This window comes from Photobacterium sagamiensis, assembly GCF_050337085.1.
Lineage (GTDB): Bacteria > Pseudomonadota > Gammaproteobacteria > Enterobacterales > Vibrionaceae > Photobacterium > Photobacterium sagamiensis.
Map to the genome: position 1 here is coordinate 193,545 of NZ_JAKJSP010000012.1, position 20,984 is coordinate 214,528.

Annotated in this window: 16 protein-coding genes; 10 read left to right on the plus strand and 6 right to left on the minus strand. The window is 45.8% G+C overall.

What is annotated here, in order from left to right:
• Position 1 precedes the first annotated feature (1 nt).
• Both L4D76_RS03185 and L4D76_RS03190 read left to right on the plus strand, forming a co-directional pair.
• Complete coding sequence (locus L4D76_RS03185) at positions 2–1,090, plus strand: efflux RND transporter periplasmic adaptor subunit (RefSeq protein ID WP_428439484.1); 1,089 nt, start codon at positions 2–4, stop codon at positions 1,088–1,090.
• Positions 1,090–4,158 (plus strand): efflux RND transporter permease subunit, encoded by a 3,069-nt coding sequence (locus L4D76_RS03190; protein WP_428439485.1) that lies wholly within the window; start codon positions 1,090–1,092, stop codon positions 4,156–4,158. The genes L4D76_RS03185 and L4D76_RS03190 overlap by 1 nt, the downstream gene beginning before the upstream one ends.
• A gap of 102 nt (positions 4,159–4,260) precedes the next feature.
• On the opposite strand, the gene pyrC is transcribed toward L4D76_RS03190, so the two are convergent.
• Together pyrC and L4D76_RS03200 are read right to left on the minus strand one after the other, a co-directional pair.
• Complete coding sequence (gene pyrC, locus L4D76_RS03195; RefSeq protein ID WP_428439486.1) at positions 4,261–5,289, minus strand: dihydroorotase; 1,029 nt, start codon at positions 5,287–5,289, stop codon at positions 4,261–4,263.
• A gap of 250 nt (positions 5,290–5,539) precedes the next feature.
• On the minus strand, positions 5,540–7,543 hold the full coding sequence (locus tag L4D76_RS03200) for a methyl-accepting chemotaxis protein (RefSeq protein WP_428439487.1): 2,004 nt from the start codon (positions 7,541–7,543) through the stop codon (positions 5,540–5,542).
• Between the two features lie 366 nt (positions 7,544–7,909).
• Here L4D76_RS03200 and hinT point away from each other — a divergent pair, with 366 nt between their 5' ends.
• From hinT to L4D76_RS03240, 8 genes are all read left to right on the plus strand, one after another.
• Positions 7,910–8,260 (plus strand): purine nucleoside phosphoramidase, encoded by a 351-nt coding sequence (hinT, locus tag L4D76_RS03205; RefSeq protein WP_428439488.1) that lies wholly within the window; start codon positions 7,910–7,912, stop codon positions 8,258–8,260.
• Positions 8,261–8,350: 90 nt separating this feature from the next.
• The gene (locus L4D76_RS03210; RefSeq protein ID WP_428439572.1) at positions 8,351–9,745 is read left to right on the plus strand and encodes a COG3014 family protein; all 1,395 of its coding nucleotides are present in this window, start codon (positions 8,351–8,353) and stop codon (positions 9,743–9,745) included.
• Positions 9,745–10,131, plus strand: a complete 387-nt coding sequence (locus L4D76_RS03215) for a YcfL family putative periplasmic lipoprotein (RefSeq protein WP_428439489.1) — start codon at positions 9,745–9,747, stop codon at positions 10,129–10,131. Before L4D76_RS03210 ends, L4D76_RS03215 begins: the two co-directional genes overlap by 1 nt.
• Positions 10,132–10,153: 22 nt before the next feature.
• Positions 10,154–10,747: a penicillin-binding protein activator LpoB gene (gene lpoB / locus L4D76_RS03220; RefSeq protein WP_428439490.1), complete on the plus strand. Its 594-nt coding sequence runs from the start codon at positions 10,154–10,156 to the stop codon at positions 10,745–10,747.
• A gap of 142 nt (positions 10,748–10,889) precedes the next feature.
• Entirely contained in the window at positions 10,890–11,732 is an 843-nt protein-coding gene (locus L4D76_RS03225) for a phosphotransferase (RefSeq protein WP_428439491.1), read from the plus strand.
• Between the two features lie 91 nt (positions 11,733–11,823).
• Positions 11,824–12,675, plus strand: a complete 852-nt coding sequence (locus tag L4D76_RS03230) for a DUF6279 family lipoprotein (RefSeq protein ID WP_428439492.1) — start codon at positions 11,824–11,826, stop codon at positions 12,673–12,675.
• Positions 12,676–12,801: 126 nt separating this feature from the next.
• Positions 12,802–13,344 carry an alpha/beta hydrolase YcfP gene (ycfP, locus tag L4D76_RS03235; RefSeq protein ID WP_428439493.1) on the plus strand — a complete coding sequence of 181 codons (543 nt, stop codon included), beginning with the start codon at positions 12,802–12,804 and terminating at the stop codon, positions 13,342–13,344.
• Between the two features lie 206 nt (positions 13,345–13,550).
• Positions 13,551–14,840 carry an NAD(P)/FAD-dependent oxidoreductase gene (locus L4D76_RS03240; RefSeq protein WP_428439494.1) on the plus strand — a complete coding sequence of 430 codons (1,290 nt, stop codon included), beginning with the start codon at positions 13,551–13,553 and terminating at the stop codon, positions 14,838–14,840.
• Between the two features lie 162 nt (positions 14,841–15,002).
• Here L4D76_RS03240 and bamJ read toward each other — a convergent pair whose 3' ends face one another.
• From bamJ to mfd, 4 genes are all read right to left on the minus strand, one after another.
• On the minus strand, positions 15,003–15,476 hold the full coding sequence (gene bamJ, locus L4D76_RS03245) for a BamJ family beta-barrel-assembly machinery protein (protein WP_428439495.1): 474 nt from the start codon (positions 15,474–15,476) through the stop codon (positions 15,003–15,005).
• A 38-nt stretch (positions 15,477–15,514) separates the two neighbouring features.
• Entirely contained in the window at positions 15,515–16,066 is a 552-nt protein-coding gene (locus L4D76_RS03250) for a GNAT family N-acetyltransferase (RefSeq protein WP_428439496.1), read from the minus strand.
• A gap of 524 nt (positions 16,067–16,590) precedes the next feature.
• A complete protein-coding gene (locus L4D76_RS03255; RefSeq protein ID WP_428439497.1) occupies positions 16,591–17,445 on the minus strand; it encodes a peptidoglycan binding protein CsiV in 855 nt (284 codons plus the stop codon).
• A gap of 83 nt (positions 17,446–17,528) precedes the next feature.
• Entirely contained in the window at positions 17,529–20,984 is a 3,456-nt protein-coding gene (gene mfd / locus L4D76_RS03260) for a transcription-repair coupling factor (RefSeq protein WP_428439498.1), read from the minus strand.

Below are 20,984 nucleotides of genomic sequence, written 5' to 3' on the forward strand. Positions count from 1 at the left end.
TATGAAAAAGTTATCCTTAATTGTTTTCGCTGTAGGCTCTGTTTTGGCCCTGCAAGGGTGTGAAAAGCCACAGATTGAAGAGAGACAAGTGGTACAACCCGTGACGGCGATACCTGTGGTTTTAGCAACAACAGGTTCTCAGCTAGCGTATTCTGGAGTCGCTGCGGCAGCTGATAAATCGAGCCTGTCTTTTCGTATTCAGGGAGAGATAACCAAAATAGCGGTACGTCCCGGCGACTTTGTCAAAAAAGGTCAGTTATTGGCGCAACTTGAACCGACTGATTATCGGTTAGAAGTTGACGATGCGCAGGCAAAATATAATGTTGCGGATAGCCAGTACCGACGTTCCGCCAAACTGGTCGACAAGGGCTATTTAGCCCAGTCACAGTTTGATGAATTAAAAGCCCAGCGCCGTATTGCCCGAGCAAGACTGAACCTGGCGAAATTAAGCTTAAGCTTTACCCAGTTGAAGGCACCATTTGATGGCGTGATTTCGCGTGTACCTGCTGAGCAATTTGAAAATGTGCAGGTTGGACAGCAAGTTATGAATATTCATAGTATTAAAATGGTCGATATTCTTATTCAGGCTCCGGATATTATCTATTCACAACGGACAGCGGTTGAAGTTGAAGGTTCAAGACCAGGAGCCCGAATTATACTGACAAATGGTTTGGAATATAAAGCTTACCTTAAAGAGTTCACAACAGAGCCGGATCCGGAATCAGGGTCGTTTATGTTGACCTTAACCATGCCGATGCCTGAAGACCTTTTCATTCTTGATGGTATGGCCGTTGAAGTCAGAGCCGATGCGGAAAAACTGAAAATCTACCCTCGCGGTGAAGCAGTTATTCCGCTGGAAGCCATCTTCAATGAAGATGGGGATGATTTGGATCTGGATAATAAATTTGTCTGGGTAGTGGGTGCAGATAAAACGGTGAGTAAGCGCCGTATTGCAACCAATACAGTTGTTCCAGAAGGTGTTCGTCTGCAATCCGGATTGGAAGAAGGTGAGCAAATTGTTATTGCCGGGGGAAATCGCTTGCGGGATGGACAGCAAGTGAAGCTGGTTGACATGGAGGCTGGACAATAATGAAACAAGATATCGCCGCCTATTTTATCAAGAACAAAGTTGTCAGCTGGATGGTCACATTGATCTTTCTGGTTGGCGGTACCATGGCCTTCTTTGGCTTGGGACGGCTGGAAGATCCTGCTTTTACTATCAAAGATGCAATGGTAGTGACAGCCTATCCTGGCGCAACGCCGCTACAGGTGGAAGAGGAGGTCACCTATCCGATCGAGAAGGCAATTCAGCAGCTGACCTATGTTGATGAAGTGAATTCCATTTCCAGTCGTGGTTTATCACAAATTACCGTTACCATGAAAAACAATTATGGTCCCGATGATTTGCCGCAAATCTGGGATGAACTTCGTCGAAAGGTAAACGACCTGAGGCCGAGTCTACCACCAGGGGTCGCTGATCCCTCTATTATTGATGATTTTGGTGATGTGTACGGGATCTTGCTGGCAATTACTGGTGATGCCTATTCGTATAAAGAACTGAACGACTATGTGGATTATTTTCGTCGTGAGATAGAACTGGTTGAAGGAGTAGGTAAAGTCGCGGTAACAGGCACCCAGCAAGAACAGGTCTTTATTGAAATATCGGTGCAGCGCTTGAGCAATTTGGGTATTTCACTGCAAACGATCTACAACACTCTGGCAACGCAAAATCTCGTTTCTAGCGCTGGTGCCGTAAAAATTGGTACGGAATATATCCGTGTCCACCCGACCGGTGAATTTACCGATGTAGATGCGTTAGGTGATTTGATCATTACCGATAATGGTGCTGAAGGTCTTATTTACTTACGTGATGTCGCAACGATTCAACGCGGCTTTAGAGAAGTACCTGATAACCTTGTTGGCTACAACGGAAAAGTGGCGCTGAGTGTCGGTGTCTCGTTTGTGTCGGGTGTCAATGTTGTAGAGATTGGTAAAGGTGTTTACCGCCGCTTAGATGAACTGAAAGAACAACAGCCTGTGGGTATCGATATCGATGTCGTTTATAGCCAACCTGATGAAGTGGATAAGTCTGTTCAGGGGTTCATTATCAGTCTCGGGCAGGCGGTAGCGATCGTTATTGTTGTACTGCTGTTTTTCATGGGATTGCGCTCAGGCCTTTTGATCGGATTGATCTTACTGCTAACGGTATTGGGTACATTCGTGTTCATGAGTATGATGGCTATCGACTTGCAGCGTATATCGCTCGGGGCTTTGGTTATTGCACTTGGGATGCTGGTGGATAATGCCATTGTGGTTGTCGAAGGTGTGCTGATCGGGATGCAAAAAGGGCGAACCCGGATGCAGGCGGCATCAGACATCGTAACCCAGACGAAATGGCCTTTGTTAGGGGCTACCGTGATTGCGGTTACTGCCTTTGCGCCGATCGGTTTGTCTCAGGATTCGACGGGAGAATATTGTGCGACTTTATTTAGCGTACTGTTAATTTCACTGATGTTGAGTTGGTTCACGGCGATTTCGTTGACACCATTCTTTGCTGATATGTTCTTCAAAGGTGTTAAAAGCAATGCCGGTGAGGAAGAAAATGACCCCTATAAAGGTGTCTTTTTCGTGACGTACAAGAGAGCGCTAGAAATGTGTATGAAGTACGCATGGACAACCGTGATCGTATTAATTGTGATGCTGGCTGCGAGTTTGTATGGCTTTACTCAGTTAAAACAGTCCTTCTTTCCATCCTCTACTACACCGATGTTCATGGTGGATGTGTGGCTACCTGAAGGAACTGATATTCGTTCAACCAATGATAAATTACGCGAACTGGAAGAGTTAGTGAGTACGCAAGAGAGCGTAAGTCACGTATCTTCAAGTGCGGGTAAAGGTTCGCAGCGCTTCATGCTGACGTATGCGCCAGAGAAGAGTTACTCGTCATACGGTGAGCTAATCATCCGTGTCGATAGCTATGACGATGTGATGCCGATGATGCGAAATGTCAGCCAAGAACTTGATACTAAGCACCCTGACATCGAGTATAAATTAAAGCGTATTGAATTAGGTCCTTCATCGGGTTCTAAAATTGAAGCGCGTTTGGTGGGGCCCGATCCAACAATCTTACGTGGTCTTGCTCAACAGTCGCTGGATATTATGCGTGCCGATCCGGGTAGCTTTAATGTTCGTCATGATTGGCGGGAACGTACGAAAGTGCTTGAGCCAATTTTCAATGAAAGTCAGGCTCGGCGTTATGGGATCACCAAAGCGGATGTTGATGATTTGTTGCAAATGGCATTCTCAGGTCTGTCTGTCGGTATCTATCGTGATGGCACCAATTTGATGCCAATCGTTGCGCGGTTACCTGAAGCTGAGCGTGTTGATGTGAGCACGATTGAAGGCATGAAGATTTGGAGCCCTGCCATTCAAGGTTATGTACCACTGCAACAGGTTATGCTTGGGGTGAATATTCGATGGGAAGATCCATTGGTTGTTCGTAAGAACCGCAAGCGTATGCTGACTATCATGGCCGATCCTGATCCTTTGGGGGATGAAACTGCAGCAACCCTGCAGGCCCGTATTCAGCCAAAAATAGAAGCACTGGATTTCCCTCCCGGTTACTCACTGGAGTGGGGAGGCGAATATGAATCATCGGCAGATGCGAAAGCGTCGTTGTTCCAGACTATGCCCATGGGTTACCTGTTCATGTTTTTGATCACTATCTTCCTGTTTAACAAAGTGAAAGAAGCGGTGATTGTATGGGCGACAGTACCTCTGGCAATAATTGGCGTAACAACGGGTTTGTTGGTGCTGAATACCCCGTTTGGCTTTATGGCATTACTCGGTTTCTTGAGCCTGTCAGGCATGCTGGTCAAAAACGGTATCGTACTGGTTGATCAGATTGAAATTGAAATCAGCGGTGGTAAAGAGAAGTACCAGGCCGTGGTTGATGCGGCGGTGAGTCGTGTGCGTCCTGTATGCATGGCGGCAATCACAACAGTACTCGGTATGCTTCCGTTATTGCCTGATGTGTTCTTTAAACCCATGGCGGTAACGATTATGTTCGGATTGGGCTTTGCGACAGTACTAACACTGATCGTTGTGCCTGTCCTGTATCGAATGTTCCATAGTTTGAAGATCCCTCAAGAACAATAATGTGGTTTGGTGATTAATTGAAATAACAAAAGGGCTCCCGAAGGAGCCCTTTTTCATTTTGGTACTGCTTAACTCAGTGAGTGTTCAGTTCATTAATACAGCTTAAATGACTTTCCACGCCATCGCTTCACCTGCGCGGATCGGCACCACTTCATCGTTACCGAATGCCATGGTCTCAGGTACTGTCCAGCTTTCTTTTGTCAGCGTAATGGTATCGGTATTACGAGGCAGGCCGTAGAAATCAGGGCCGTTGAAGCTTGCAAAGGCTTCCAGTGTGTCCAGAGAACCGGCGGCTTCAAATACTTCTGCGTACAGCTCTATTGCCGCATGGGCAGTGTAAGAGCCCGCACAGCCACAGGCAGACTCTTTGCGACCTTGAGCATGGGGTGCTGAGTCAGTCCCTAAGAAGAATTTAGGGCTACCACTGGTGGCGGCTGCAACTAATGCATGCTGGTGAACGTTACGCTTTAGGATCGGCAGGCAGTAGAAGTGAGGACGAATACCGCCAACCAGCATATGGTTGCGGTTAAACATCAGGTGATGCGCGGTAATTGTCGCGCCGACATTAGGGCCTGCGTTCGTCACAAACTCTACCGCGTCAGCCGTCGTAATGTGCTCAAGTACCACTTTTAAATCAGGGTACTGCTCAACAATCGGTGCCAGTACTTTTTCAAGGAAGACGGTTTCACGGTCGAAAATATCAATATCGTGAGTCGTCACTTCACCGTGGACAAGTAGAGGCATACCGGTTTCTTGCAAGGCTTGCAGGGCCGGGCGAATATTATCAACAGAAGTGACACCAGAATCCGAGTTTGTCGTTGCACCTGCAGGGTAAAGTTTTGCAGCGTAAACATGACCTGAGGCTTTTGCTTTGTGAATTTCTTCAGCGGTGGTGTTGTCGGTGAGGTAGATAACCATTAGTGGGGAGAAATTGCCTTGAGGGCCTTGGGCAATAATACGGTCGCGGTAGGATAAGGCAGCGTCTGTATCAGTGACCGGAGGAACCAGATTAGGCATGATTATCGCTCGTCCCATATACCGACTGATGTCACGAACAGTATCTTTTAATACATCGCCATCACGTAAATGCACATGCCAGTCATCAGGACGTGTAATAGTAATCGTCGTCAAAATTGCTTCCCTCCCAAAAAATTCGCCCGATTCTAAAATCATCCACATAGTAAGTAAAGGTCAATTATCAAACAATGTATCTAATTGATGATTAAAAGCGCAATCGTTTGCTGCTGGTGGGTAATAAAAGGGGAAATAATTAAGCCAGCAATTATTGCTGGCTTAATAAGCTTATGGGGTGAGGGGATGGACCTCTGTGTGCCTTTGCTTTACCTAGGGCCTAGAACCAGCTCTTCCTAGTGTCTTTCCCCTACAACTTGAACCGATGGACCAATGTATTTTGCTGGTTAGCCAGTTCATCCAGTTTTGCGCTGGCTTCAGCGACTTCTTCCATTGAACTGAAGTTCGCATCAGCAATATGGCTGATATCTTCCAGGCTGCGGGCAATGGAGCCTGTGGTGCTTTGCTGCTCTTCTGCCGCTTGTGCAATCTGGGTGCTCATCTGGCTGATTTCCATAATGATGGCCTGAATTTCTTCCATTGCGCTGTTAGCATCAGAGGCTTGCGAAATACTGTTTTCCATTTCAGTGACACAGCCTTGCATGACCGATACGGCCTGACCGGAACTGGACTGCAGACTCTGGATCATATTTTCGATTTCAGAGGTTGAGTCAGTGGTACGTTTTGCCAGCACACGTACTTCATCAGCAACGACAGCGAATCCTCGGCCCTGATCACCGGCTCGCGCGGCTTCGATTGCCGCATTCAGTGCGAGCAAGTTAGTTTGATCGGCAATGTTGCGAATAACATCCAGAATAGAGCCAATGTTACTGCTCATTTCCTGAAGCTTAGAAACCGCGTTAACCGATTCGTCCAATCGCTCTGAAAGCTGATGAGTCGTATTGATATTGCGGCTCATCACATCACGGCCAGTTGCAGATGCCTTCTCAACCTCATGGACCCTTTCCATGGTGTTTTGCGCGCTGTGCGAGACGTCGGTTACCGACTGTTCCATTTCTGTCATTGCCGTGGCAACAGAGACGGTTTGCTGGCGTTGTTCATTGAGACGGTGTTTGGCTTGGGTGGTGGTGGTCTGGTTTTCAGCCGCAACTGCAGTGAGATCTTCTGAAGCCTGGCTGAGTTTACCGAGAATTTCTTGTAAGTTGTCAGCCAGGGTATTGATATGACGGCTTAGCTTATCGAATTCAATAAAACTGTTATTGTCGATTCGCTGGGTCATGTCGCCATCAGTCAAGGCTTCCAGTGCTTTCAATGTCGATTCAAGTGGCTTGCGAACACTACCGGCCAGATACCAACCGATAAAAATCGCAAGCAGGGTAACGCAGATACCGATAAGCACAGCGTTTGTGTAGCCCTGATTGTAAGCGGTGTTGGCTGTCTCAATGGCCGTATCCATTTGAGTGTTTGCCTGGGTTCTGAAGTTATCTAACAGGCCCATGGCTTGATCAATTTCTTCAGCTAAGATCGCAATATTGTCGTAAAGGCGGTTTCTGGCTTCAATATATTCAAAGTGAAGGTCAAGCACCCCCCCTTTTTTACCGATATCCTGGGTATATTGTTCGACCGTTTTATCAAAAATCGTCTTCAAAGCCGGAAGGTGAGCAGACAGGCCGCGATAGCTTTGACCTAGGTGATTGACGCTTTTCCTATTATTTTTGACCGCTGCTTCAATTTTTACAATGTCGTCGGTGGCAAGGGCATCAGAGGTGGTGGCTTCAGTTAGCTTCAGCTTGATGAAGTAACTTTTTGCCATCATTTTGACGGAGATATTGTCTTGATCGTCAATGTACTCTTTCATGCGAACGCTAAGTTCGGTGTGCAGTTGCTGAAAACGACGTGTCGACTGCAGTCTTTCATCCTGAGCTAACAACTGGGTACGGTAGTTGATCATCGCGGTATGCGCTTCGGTGAAATAACGTTCTTCTAAAGCAAGAAGGTTGCTAAGGTGTGCGTTGAGTTCCGGATTACTTTCGGCAGCTTTCACCAGTTGATCACGCGCATCGGCAAAGGCTTCATGAGCTTGGGTGAAATTGGCTTCGTAGACTTTCATTCGAACAGGATCTTGGCTGGTCAGAAAATCTTTAAATATTTTATCAGCAGCAAGAAGTCTGACACTGGTCTGGTTGGTTGTTGATACTAATGGGAGTGCAACTGTAGTTACAGATTCTAATTGCTGGTGAATGCGGTTTGTACCATCAAGCATCAGAACGATTGTCGCAGCCAGAAGCCCGACCATCACCGCAAACCCGGAGTACATACGTCGTATGACAGAGGCCTGTCTTATTGTATTCATAATGTCCCTAAAAATAGCAAAAGGTGAGCAGCAGCAATATGCTCACGAAATAATGGTACGAAGCTTCACTGTTGTTAATGGAGCCATGTAAAGAGTGTGAGGTCTAAATTTTAAGCTGTAAATTAACTTGCATAAAATTGACACAATTGACTCAATTAGCTCTCTAATACTCTGTCTCGGAACCTCGTTATAATGCTTAATGATAATTTAAGTCATAGTGCGCATACTTTGACGGCTGCATCAAAAAAAAACGTTATTTATGAATATTTCACTTAAATTAACATTTAAAACAATGTTCAATATTGCTCTCTGAGACGGACTCAAGCATACTTTACATTAAAGGTAAAAATTGAAATGGAGCTTGATATGGTAGAAGAAACTATCTTCAGCAAAATTATTCGTAAGGAAATTCCTGCAGACGTATTGTACCAGGATGATCTGGTCACTGCGTTTCGTGATATTAACCCGCGTGCGCCAAGCCATATCTTAATTATCCCTAACAAACTGATCCCGACGGTGAATCAGATTGAAGCTGATGATGAAATGGTGATGGGGCGACTGTTTACCGTAGCGCGTAAGCTGGCAGAAAAAGAAGGTGTTGCTGAAGACGGTTATCGTTTAATTGTTAACTGTAACCCATATGGAGGCCAGGAAGTGTACCATGTTCATATGCATTTACTGGGTGGTCGCCCATTGGGTCCGATGTTAGTTGGTTAAACTTATCTTTGAGTAAGTGCTTATTAAGTAAAGTCTGGGTATATTGATATATTGCTTTAATTACTCAGGCTTTTTCATAGGAAAGTGGTCATTAACTCGATACTTAAACATGCTGTAGTCGCGCTACTCTCTCTTAGTTTGCTGGCCTGTGCCAATTTATCCACCCAGAGTTTGTTTAGCCATTACAGTGCCGCGAATGCAGATGCTCATCAGGCCATGCAACAAGGCCTTTATACCCAAGCGGCAGAAGCATTACCCGATGCCCCCGCAGGCGATATTCTTGATGGTATGGAGCGCGGCAGGGTTAATTTTGTCGCAAAACAATATCCATTTAGTTTTGCCTCATTTAAACATGCGGATATGGCGGTGAAAGAGCAGCAACGTCAGGCGACGGTTCAGCTCTCTGAAGGATTTAACCAGGCTGGTGCCTTATTCACCAACGACAATATGATCACCTACCAGCCTGCCGATTATGAATTAGGTTTTTTGCACCTTTATTTAGCGCTCAACTACCTGCAACAGAAAAACCTTGAAGGGGCGCTGGTTGAGGTTCGCCGGGCCAATCAGGTCCAGGAAGCTGCCCGAAAACAGCGTGAGGCAGAACTGCTGCGTGCAGAAAAAGAAGTAAAGAGTAACGGTATCAACGATAATATTGGTTCGGTGCTGGCTCGCTATCCTGATGCGGGTAAAAAATTGGGCGCAGTACAGAACGGTTATTTATTTTATCTGTCTGGGGTGCTGTATGAAGCCGATGGTGATCTGAATAATGCGTATATTGATTATAAGCGGGCTTTAGCGGTAGCACCGGACAATCTCTATATTGCTAATACGGTACTTCGAGTAGCGACTGTTATGAATATGACGGGTGACTTAAAAACCCTAGAAGCGCGTTACGGTCAGTATAACAAACCTGCGTCGAACAAAGGCCGGGTTATTATTTTTGATGAGCAGGGGGTGGTTCAGGCTCGTGACGGTTGGCGCTTGCCGCTGTGGTTGTACGACAGTCGCGGTGACGGTGTTATTTATAACCTGGCATTGCCATATTACCCTACGGTAACGATGCCACGTATTGCACCGTTAAAACTGGAAAACAAAACCGTGAAGGGCGCGCAGGTGGCTGACGTAAATGCCATGGCAAAGAACAGCCTGAACGAAGAACTACCTGTCATTGTGGTTCGACAGGCGCTGCGGGTATTAGCGAAAAATGAAGTTCGCAAAACTGCTGCGAGCAACGGAAACGATGTAGGCAATATACTTGCCAATATTTTCAATACATTAACTGAACAGCCAGATACACGTAGTTGGCAGTCTTTACCTGCTAATGTTGATGTTTTCCATACCGATTTAGCTGCAGGAACACATAGCTTAAGTTGGAATGGACGACAGTTGAATGTAGATATTAAAGCCGGACGTACCACAATGGTTTGGGTGTCTCGACAAGGAAACCAAGTCAGCTGGTGGTCGGCACTATTAGGAGGAATCTAATGAGATATATCTCAGTAATGCTAGTTGCTTTATTTTTAGCGGCATGTACCACAACAACATCGGGGATCAGTATTGAAAGCAGTAACCAGAATGTGGTTATTGGTAATTCATCGCTGGCAAGCCGTGTAGCGGTAGAAAGGGCCATTGTTGGTGACGTTAACGGGCTAATGAAAGCCGGCGTACCGGTAACCAGTCAGGTTAACAGCGATATGAAACTGCAATACCGCTTTTATTGGTACGATGCACAAGGGTTAGAAGTGGATGGCAGTGATGCACCATGGCGACAATTTGTACTTCATGGTAAAGACACTATGACGCTGCAAGCTGTTGCGAGAAATCCGAAAGCGAAGCAATACCGTATTTATATTCGTGAAGCAAATTATTAATCGCATCCATTGAAGGTATAAAATGAAAAAAAGCATTATTGCATTATTAAGCGTCGCTGTTTTACTGGGTGGTTGTGCGCAGAAGGTCAGTTATGGTGATGCCCAGGAGGCGGAAACTACAACGATTGAATTTGGTTCAACCGATCTGCAAAAAATTGCGGAAGAGATGACCGACAGCATGCTGGCTTCCGGCTCCGTGGCTTACATTACGGGAAACAACAAGCGTCCAATCATTGTGGTTGACGGCATTAAGAACAAAACCAGCGAGCACATTGATACCGAATCCATTACCGATTCTGTCAGTACCCGCATGCTAAATTCTGGCAAATTTCGTTTTGTTGATATGACGCGTGTAGAGGCTGCTCGTAAGCAACTTAACTTCCAAAATAACGATGAGCTGGTTAATCAGAGTACCGCGATTCAGTTCGGTAAAATGGTCGGTGCCGAGTATATGCTTTATGGCAACCTTGCCAGCATTGTTAAGCAAGCGGGTAGTGATAAAGACGTTTACTACAAAATGACGATGCGCCTGATGGATCTGGAAACGGGTCTGATCGAATGGGCTGACGAAAGCGAGATCCGTAAGCAAGAAGCGAAAAGCCTGCTTGGCTGGTAATCGACGTTAGTTGAAGATCGTATTGTTATTAGGACCTGTTTATTTTCAACATTGCAGCAATCATGTTGAAGATAAACAGGCTCTAATATGCCGATTGATATTAACCCTAATCAGTGTAAGCAATATGTGACTGAGGCACTAAGTGGAATCATTCGACCAATCGTTGCTTAGTGCGTTACAAGACGTTGAACTTATCTCAGCCAAACCGCTTTCCGGCGGCCTGAGTAACCGTTGCTGGCTCCTTAAAATCTGTACTGGTACTTCCGGTCAATACTCTTCTTTGGTCTGGCGACCGATAGCCAAATCATCTCGCGCTTTTGACGTGTCTCGTCATCATGAATATCGAGTTTTAGAACAAATTGCGCCCAGTAAAATTGCACCTAAGCCCGCTTACTTGCTGGAGCATGGCTTGTTAGTGGAATGGATTGAAGGGGAAGAAGCCGGTAATGAATTATCAGATACAGTTTTACTCAAGCTTCAGGCTGAGATTCACACATTGCCTGTGCCTCACTGGCGGTTAGATGTACAGCAAAAAGCGGCACACTATTGGCAGTTTATACCGCAACATTTTAAAACACCTGAACTTATCTTAATTTTCCATTATTTCCAAAACAAACAACTCCCGATTAAGTTTGCAGATACTTGCTGTCATCATGATCTGGGGCGTTACAACATTATTCGGGCCGCTGACGGACGTAATGTGGTGATCGATTGGGAATATGCTGCTGCGGGTGATCCATCATTAGATTTAGCACTAACCATCAATGCCAATGGCCTTGAACCAAATGGGGCCGTAGAGAAGTATTGTCAGCACCGTGGCATCAGCAATAAACAGCCGTGGTTAGATGCAGTGGCTGACTGGCAACCTTGGTGCGAGTATTTGGCCATGCTATGGTTCTTCGTTGGGGCTGAAACCTGGCAAGACCAAGCGTATTTAGAATCGGCTAACCAGCTGCTACAGAAACTGATCCTTTTACTTCGATAAACAATCGTTAAGCCGCAGTTTTTCATTTTTGTCATGTTTCGAGAAAACCCAGGTCTACACTACTATTGGGTAATTAAGGAAGGTGTATGGAGTGAAGCTCTCTGCTCGGATTAAACAACGGGTCTTTTGTTTACTGATCACGGTGTTATTGACCGGCTGTGTCATGCGCCTGGCTTATAATACTTTAGATTTCTGGATTTCTTATTACCTGGCGGATTATGTCAGTCTCAATTCGAGCCAGGAAAGAGATTTTGAAGCAGATCTCGATAAAGTGCTGGCCATTCATCGTGATCGTGAGCTTCCTAAATTACACCGTCAGATCTCTGAGCTGCAATCAGATCTGAAAAAGCCACTCACTTTCAGCCAGATCCGCGGTTATCATTTAAACCTTACCAAAGTTGGGCAAGACTCGATTGGATTATTGGCGATACCTCTCGCGGCGATGATCCGTGATTTGGATGAAGATCAAATTGTTGAAATCAACCGCAATATTGAAAAAAGTATAGAGGACGTGATTGCTGAAAGAGTAATACTGCCGACAAAACAAAAGATGACCAAGCGAACGAGACAGCTGCAGGAGATATCACTGGACTGGATTGGCACTTTGAATTATAAGCAGAAACAGTTATTACACGAACTAGCCGGATATCAAGTGGAGATGGAGCCGGTATTTTTCTCTTTTTATCGCAGTTTCTTACAGAATTGGCGAGAATTGATGAAAAAACGCTTTGAGCCAGATTTTGACGAAAAGCTGAGTCAGATGTTGCAGAAATTTTTCGCGCTGGAAAATGAGCAATTCCAGATCGATATTAATGTCTACCTGAATCGTCGTTTTGATGTCATGCGCCGGTTGAATAACAGTCTGAACGATAAACAACGTCGATATCTCGTTCGGAAATTGTCTGGTATTCGTATTGATTTGGCGGTTCTGATTAATCAATAAGGGTTAAGTGTACTGTTTTTGCTGAAACGCTCATATATTTCTTCTTTTAAACTATGCAAAACATGTTAGATTTAATTCAGGCGCAGATTTAGTGCAGCGGACAATAAGAACGACAGGGGAGTAGAGATGATTATTTATCTGCATGGCTTCGATTCAACAAGCCCGGGTAATCACGAAAAAGTATTACAGCTTCAGTTTATTGACCCCGATGTTCGTTTCGTTAACTACAGTACTTTGCATCCTAAACACGATATGCAACATATCCTCAAAGAAGTGCATAAGTTAAAGGAGCAGTCGGACGATCCCAATCCACTAATTTGTGGTGTCGGATTAGGCGGTTATTGGTCTGAGCGTATTGGCTTCTTGAGCGGTATTCGACAGGTTATCTTTAACCCTAACCTGGATCCTGAAATCAATATGGAAGGACGGATCGACCGTCCGGAAGAATACTCCGACATTGGGACAAAATGTGTTACAGATTTTCGTAAAAAAAATGCGGGTAATTGCCTCTGTATCCTTTCAACTAATGATGAAGTATTAGATAATCGCCTTACAAGTGAGGCATTGGATGATTATTATGAAATCATCTGGGATGAGACAGAAACACATAAATTTAAAAAGATCTCACAGCATCTAAAAACTATAAAATCCTTTAAAGAAACATTGTAACTACCTCCTACCCTCCGCAGACGGAGCCGATCCGTCTGCATCGATACCAAATTGAGCAGCAAACTTTGGTGTGGCTTGCACGGCCAGAGCATTGTTCTGTTTGGTATTAGTCAGTCAGCCAGAGCATTATCATCTGTAATTTAAGGATGAATAACTGAGATAAGGCCCTGAGCAATAAAAATTATTACAAATAAGAGGAAGTTATCGTGACGCGTATTATCGTAGTTGGTGGCGGTGCGGGCGGTCTTGAGCTTGCGACAAAGCTAGGTCGCACCTTAGGTCGTAAACGCCGTGCAACTGTCACACTTGTCGATCGTAAAGCCAGCCATCTTTGGAAGCCGCTTTTACACGAAGTAGCAACCGGATCGATGGATGCCGGCGTTGATGCTTTGAGCTATCGTGCCCATGCTAAAAACCACTCGTTTGAGTTTCAAATGGGGAGTTTGCAAGAGATTGATCGTGAGAATAAAACAATTAAATTGGCCCCGCTCCATGATGAGCAGGGTGATCTCCTAATGCCAGAGCGTGAGCTGGAATACGATATTCTGGTTATGGCGATTGGTTCGACTTCAAATGATTTTAATACACCGGGTGTTCGCGATCATTGTATCTTCCTGGATAGTCCAGAGCAGGCGCATCGCTTCCGTACCGAGATGAATAACCAGTTTCTGAAATTACACGCCAATAAAGATCAGAAAACGGTTGATATAGCCATCGTTGGCGCAGGCGCGACGGGCGTAGAGTTGTCGGCTGAATTGCACAATGCAGTGAAGGAGTTGCGAACTTATGGCTTCGGTGATCTTGATAGTTCACGCTTGAATGTGAACCTGGTTGAAGCGGGTGAACGTATTCTCCCGGCATTGCCACCACGTATCTCGTCTGCAGCTCATAGCGAGTTGACTAAGCTGGGTGTTAATGTCCGTACTGCAACCATGGTGACTAAAGCCGATGAAACCGGCCTGACCACCAAAGACGGCGAGCATATTGCGGCGCAAATTATGGTTTGGGCCGCGGGTATTAAAGCGCCTGATTTTATTAAAGATATTGCTGGGTTGGAAACCAACCGTATTAACCAGTTGGTGGTTAAGCCTACGTTGCAGACAACACGTGATGACGACATCTATGTTATCGGCGATCTTGCTTGTTGTGTCCAGGACGATGGTAGCTTTGTACCGCCTCGCGCCCAGGCTGCTCACCAAATGGCAAGTCGCTGTTTCTCTAATATTGTGGCGAAAATGACGGAACGCGATCAGAAGCCTTATGTATACAGTGATCATGGGTCTCTGGTATCACTGAGCCGTTTCTCTACCGTTGGTAGCCTGATGGGGAATTTGACCAAAGGTTCAATGATGGTTGAAGGGCGCATTGCCCGTATCGTTTACATTTCATTGTATCGAATGCATTTGGTGGCGTTGCATGGTGTATTTAAAACTGGCTTGATGATGCTGGTTGGTCGTATCAACCGTGTATTGCGTCCGAACCTGAAACTACACTAATTCAGGTTTAAAAGCTTAATAAAAAAACCGCCATCTTTGGCGGTTTTTTATATAGACTTCTAGAAACTAGAAACTAGAAACTAGAAACTAGAAACTAGAAACTAGAAACTAGAAACTAGAAACTAGAAACTAGAAACTAGAAACTAGAAACTAGTCCTATAACTAATTAATGCCAATTAACTCAACATCAAAAATCAATACTGAACCTGGTGGAATACTGCCAGTTGCCCGGTTGCCATACGCCAGCTCTGCCGGAATAAACAAGCGCGTTTTTTCACCTTCAACCATGAGTTGCAGCCCTTCGGTCCAGCCTTTGATCACCTGGTTCAGACCGAAAGCGATGGTCTCACCTCGCTCTACCGAGCTGTCGAATACCGTGCCGTCAATCAGTGTACCGTGGTAATGCACTGTGACTTTATCGGATGCTTTCGGGTGTACAGTACCAGTACCTTCTTGTAACACTAAATACTGCAGGCCTGATGCGGTCGTCTTGACTCCTTCAGCATGTATATTTGCTTCCAGAAATTCCTGACCGATTTTAATGTTTTCATCAGCGGCCTGATTATTTTTTTTCGAGTATTGCAAGAAGAAAATGACTAAACCAATAATGGCGACGGCGACAATAATTTTAAACACGGTAAGTCCCTGAGTAGTAAAAATTAAACACGTTTACTTTAGCATAGGTCTTCTGGGATCAAAGAATAAACCAACCCATTGGATACCTGGCCATGGGCAAAAATTCGGTTCCTTGCCTCACATTCAAATTTTGCATGGCAGGCGAGGGCGGTTTTCTGGCTGGCAATATTGCCGGTATGAGTCACAATCTCAAGCCGCGTCAGATTAAGTTCTTGAAAAGCAAAGTTGGCGACAGCGATTGTCGCTTCCTTGGCGAGCCCCTGCTGATGGCAAGACGAGCGGATCCAATAGCCCAAGTTAGCGCTATTACACATCGGAAACATGGCGCTGATCGTTACGCTGCCAATAAAGGTATCATCATGGCGGTTGAATATGGCTAACTCATAGCTTATATCTGTCTGCCAGCTGAGCCGGCTGGATGTGATCCACTCATGAGCATCATGCTGGTTGTAGTCCGGGTAGCACCATTCCAGCCAAGGGCCAAGCTGCTCGGTTGATTCGTGAACCGCTGCGAAATGCTCTAGCAGATCGACAGTTTTATAGGGCCGAAGCACCAGGCGAGGGGTCGTTAGAGAAAAATCCAGTTTCATAAAGCTCAGAGTATATCAGCATTGAGGTTAGAGCAAAGTAACGGTTTTTTCTTGAAATTTGAATAAACAGACTTCTCACAATGTGAATAAAGTTCTATTTAGTCGAAGTAGTGATAGTGGTAGTTTGACTCAACTTCATCTTCCCGGGTTTAAAGCGATGAATAAAAGTCACTGATTGGCAATGGCGGCATTGATATTTTGACCAATATTTTTTTGTTATGTGCTTTTCGACAAAAGATCGCTGTATATGAATGAACTGTGTTGGGATAGCGCAAGCAGGGCATACTTGATTAAATAACATGATTTACTATTCCATCATGGCTTGATTAAACATGTACCTATACTTGCATATGTAGCGCTGCTGAATAGAAAATATATTACAGGTTTGATTCGAGATGTAGAATTAAATCACACTTTTGTTTTTGCTATTTCATTATGTTTACTCAGATTTGGAAATGAAACTTAAATGTTAATTTTCATTGTTATGAATAAAAAAGCCCCCGCAATTGCGAGGGCCAGTAACGTTATTCGCCGACACGACGTACCTGGATGATCATTCCCATAAGCGGGTTATCCAGATAATGGGTTTCACCGCTGCGCATACGTCGTTGCTGAGATAAGCGGTAAGATTTAAGAAACTCTTCCACTTCTACTTTTTTCTTCACTTCCTGCAGGTGGCCAACCTGCACGTTACTCTCAGTTTCAGTTTCAGTATCGATGTAATCGCCTTCAAGTGGTTCAGTCCCCACGATCACTTCACGACGACCGGGCTCACGCAGATCCAGGTTTACGTCAGCAAAGAGGTAATGCTGGACATAGACCTGAATCTTGCCTTCCAGCTGATACAGTGGCGCTTCATTGCCGGCAGCATCAGTGGCTAAATCAGTATCCGCAACGTCATTACCGATTTTGATGGTAATATCAGATCCCGCATCAGCATCATGAGTACTGTCTTGCTCTGATAGCTGACGGCGGCGCAATTCAGCTTTTGATGTACCGTCGGCTAAATAACGGTCAGAAAAATCTTTACCTGAAGTCAGGTGGAACTTAGGAGCGGCCCCTTTCCCCTTATCGCCCTGACGCCATGCAACATGTGCCAGTGGGGTAAAGCCCGCGTGATTTTTCAGTTTTTGATACTGATTAGTCAGCTGATACTGGTCAGGTGATAACAGGGTAACGCCCTTGGCGGCATGACGGTCGGTATCACCAAACGTCATTGTTCCTCGCATATCAAGAGGCTTTTTCTGATCCGGCCAGGATTCACTGACTTGATCCGGATTGATATTACGCTTAAACAGAATGATTTCCACATCGAACTGTCTTGCTGCAAACGTCGGCCAGCTCACGGCTAAAAGCAGTATATAAACCAGTTTTTTCAAGATAATACTCCGCACTGTTGTGCAATATACCAATCTGGGATTAAGTAACCAAATCTCTGGTTACTTAATGCAATTGCTATTGATTATAAAGTGTTTTCTGACAGCTTTGTTAAAAGTCCGTCAACAAATTTAATTCTGCTTTTACGATCACCCATAGGAGCCATGACCTTAAGTTTAGTCGGGCCTTCCATGCGATAATGCTGTGGCTGTGATTGTAACAGATTGACTAAGAACCCCGGATTGATTGCGGCATTTTGGCTAAATTCAAAATAGCCGCCTTTCTCTCCGGCTTCAATCCGCCGCACCCCAATTCCCGCAGCTTTCAGTTTAATTTTATTAACCGTGAGCAGATTGGTTGTCGCATCGGGCAGTAAACCAAAGCGGTCGATTAACTCGACTTTCAGCTCATTCAAGCCGTTTTCGTTATCAGCACTGGCAATACGCTTATAAAGAGATAAACGGGTGTTGATGTCCGGGATATAGTCATCTGGCAGCAACGCAGGTAATCGTAGTTCGACTTCCGTTTGCTCGCGTAATAGGTCATCCAGCGAAGGTTCCTTCCCTTCTTTAAGGGCTTCGACAGCCTGTTCCAGCATCTCCATGAACAGAGTAAAGCCTACCGATTGGATCTGACCACTTTGTTCATCCCCCAACAATTCTCCGGCACCACGAATTTCAAGGTCGTGGGTGGCAAGAGTAAAGCCAGCCCCTAAATCTTCCAGCGAGGCAATGGCTTCGAGTCGTTTCACGGCATCTTTGGTCATCCGTTTCGGGTGCGGTGTCATTAAGTAGGCGTATGCCTGGTGGTGCGAACGGCCTACACGTCCCCGAAGCTGGTGTAGCTGTGCCAAACCAAGATGGTCGGCTCGGTTGATAATGATGGTATTGGCCGTTGGAACATCGATACCTGTTTCAATAATTGTGGTACATACAAGCACGTTGAAACGCTGGTGGTAGAAATCACCCATGATTTTTTCCAGTTCGCGTTCGCGCATCTGGCCGTGGGCGAAGGTAACTCGCGCTTCAGGAATGAGCTTCGCTAATTCTTCTGTGGTTTTTTCTATCGTATCAACTTCGTTGTGGAGGAAGTAAATCTGACCGCCGCGCATGATTTCACGCAGTACTGCTTCGCGTACCAATGCATCGTCAGATTCACGCACAAAGGTTTTAATGGCCAGGCGGCGAGCCGGTGGTGTTGCGATGATGGATAGATCTCGCATACCGCTCATTGCCATATTCAGGGTACGAGGGATCGGTGTAGCGGTTAAAGTCAGAATATCAACATCGGCACGAATGGCTTTGATTTTTTCTTTCTGGCGTACGCCAAAGCGGTGTTCTTCATCGACGACTAACAGGCCTAGATCGTAATAGTTGACCGATGCATTGAGTAGTTTATGAGTACCGATTAAAATGTCGATTTTGCCTTCAGCAACATCCGCCAGAATTTGTTTTTGCTCTTTCGCTGTTTTGAAACGCGACAGTACTTCGACGCGAACCGGTGTATTGGCAAAACGGTCACGGAAATTCTCGAAATGTTGCTGGGCCAACAGGGTCGTTGGTACTAACACGGTCACTTGTTTGTTGTTATCGACGGCGACAAAAGCGGCACGCATTGCCACTTCGGTTTTGCCAAATCCAACATCACCACATACCAGACGATCCATCGCTTTTGCTTGGCACATATCAGATAAGACCGCGTTAATTGTTAATGCTTGATCGTAGGTTTCTTCAAATGGGAAACCAGTACAGAAATCGGCATAGCTTTCACGATTCAGCTTGAATTTAAACCCAGGTTTCAGTTCTCGTTTGGCATAAACATCTAACAGTTCAGCGGCCACATCACGTACTTTTTCCGCCGCTTTCTTGCGTGCCTTGACCCAGGTTTCACCGCCCAGTTTATGGATCGGTGCACTATCTTCAGCGCCGCCAGAATAACGGCTGATTAGGTGGAGTGAAGCAACAGGGACGTACAGTTTTGCCCCATTTCGATATTCAAGGGTGACATACTCAGTTTTTATGCCACCCGCTTCCAGTGTCTGTAAGCCCTGATAGCGACCAATACCATGATCAATATGCACGACGGGCTGGCCGATCTGCAATTCGGCTAGATTACGAAGAATGGTATCAGCATTGACGCTCTTCTTATCTTCCCGGCGTCGGCGCTGGATCACCCGTTCGCCAAGCAGATCGCTTTCGCAGATAAAGGCCAGTGACGGCGATTCAAGAATGAAGCCTTGTTCTGCCGCACCGATCACTAAGGCAAACTTGGATTGTGCGTTAATGGCATCTTCCAGGCTGGTGCATACCATAGGACGCAATTTAATACGCGCCAGCAGATCGAGTAAGGCTTCGCGGCGGCCTTCAGATGCGACCGAGAAAATAATTTTGCCATCAAACTGTTCAGAGAAACGGCGCAACTCTGCCAGTGGCTCTTTCCGCTGGTGGTTGATGGTAATTGCGGGAACTGGTTTCAGGCTCGGGTTATAACGGCCGGCTTTCTCCGGCTCTTCGTCCCGACGAATACGAACTTGTGGTAACCCTTTAAAGCCGATGAACATTTCATCTTTGGTTAACCACAGTTCGCGGGGTGCTAATAGTGGACGTAGCGGATCAACGCGGCGTTGATCATAGCGGTATTCTGCATCCGCAAGGAAGCTATCAACCGAGGTTTCCAGTTCGCCTAACGTGACTAGCAGCGTGGGATCCGGCAGGTAATCAAACAGGGTCTCGGTCTGATCAAAAAACAGTGGCTGCCAGTATTCGATACCTGCCGGCCAGGTACGTTTACTGACTTGCTGATAAATCGACTCGGGTTCACGTCGCGCTTCAAAGCGTTCACGCCAGCGCATACGGAAGCTTTCGACGGCAATGTCATTGGTTGGAAATTCATGAGCAGGCAGCAGGTTGATATTGTCGATTTCACCAATTGAACGCTGGTTTTCCGGATCAAACTGACGAATAGAATCTACTTCATCATCAAAAAAATCGATCCGGTAGGGGTGATTGCTGCCCATAGGAAACAGGTCGAGCAATGAGCCCCGGTTCGCGTATTCACCGTGTTCCATCACTTGATCGACGTGTCGGTAGCCGGATGCTTCAAGCTGCAGACGAAGTTTATCGAGGGACAGGCGATCACCATTGCTAACCATTAAGGCATGCTGGTGAATAAATTCACGCGGCGTTAAGCGCTGCAACAAGGTACTGATAGGAACCAGAATAATGCCCGTTTCCTGAGTCGGCAGCTGATAAAGACGCGCCAAACGGTCAGAAATAATGTCCTGATGCGGTGAAAAATTATCGTATGGCAAGGTTTCCCAATCGGGGAACACACTCACTTCAACATCGGTAAACTGACAGACTTCTGGTTGCAGACGCAGTGCGGTTTGAGTGTCAGGAACAACAACCAGTACCGGGCCCTGGTGCGTATGCGCCAGTTCCGCGACAGACAGGGCCAGAGCGGCACCTGATAAGTTACCAATGAAACGGTTATCCCCTTTTTTACTCGGTAAGGGAAGAGAGAGTATAGATAGTGATTTCAT